Genomic DNA, 756 nt, shown 5'->3' with positions numbered 1-756 from the left:
TAAATCTCATTAGTGGTTTTTCTTGGCGATTCATCCGGTGGCTTCGCCTCTTTTGGCTCCACATCACTTTAAGCTGTTTAGTGGGTAAAGGGATTTGCCTCCTTACCCCAGCTTAATAGCTTATACATGCTCTTCCAGTCACATGCTCCACCTTCTTTACCGCGTCCCCACTTCATTCAAACAATTTATAGTGGTATCGGAATCTTTACCGATTTTCCATCACCTACGCCTTTCGGCCTCAGCTTAGGTCCCGACTAACCCTGAGAGGACGAGCCTTCCTCAGGAATCCTTAGACTTTCGGCGAAGGAGATTCTCACTCCTTTTTTCGTTACTCATACCGGCATTCTCTCTTCTGTGCCGTCCACTACTCCTTACGGTATAGCTTCACTCAGCACACAATGCTCCTCTACCTCTCTAGAAACCGCCCATAAAATCTACCTTCTCAGCTAATTCATGATATGCTTTAGCTAAAATCATTTGGTCAAAACTTTCTTTTTTTATTCTTGTTGTTAGTTTTGACTAAATATAACTAACAGATAAATTTTATGGACAGTTCCTAGAAACCACAGCTTCGGTGATATGCTTTAGCCCCGTTACATTTTCGGCGCGAAACCGCTTAACCAGTGGGCTATTACGCACTCTTTAAATGAATGGCTGCTTCTAAGCCAACATCCTGGTTGTCTGTGCGATCTCACTTCCTTTTCCACTTAGCATATACTTTGGGACCTTATCTGGTGGTCTGGGCTCTTTCCCTCT

Annotated in this window: 1 rRNA gene; it reads right to left on the bottom strand. The window is 43.8% G+C overall.

The features are described from left to right. Positions 1 to 756, bottom strand: a 23S ribosomal RNA gene (locus LJ207_RS12265); the annotation flags it as partial.

The organism is Halanaerobium polyolivorans (assembly GCF_020711195.1).
Taxonomy (GTDB): Bacteria; Bacillota; Halanaerobiia; order Halanaerobiales; family Halanaerobiaceae; genus Halanaerobium; species Halanaerobium polyolivorans.
Note: the sequence above shows the minus strand (reverse complement) of the source record. Positions and strands in the feature narration are given on the sequence as shown.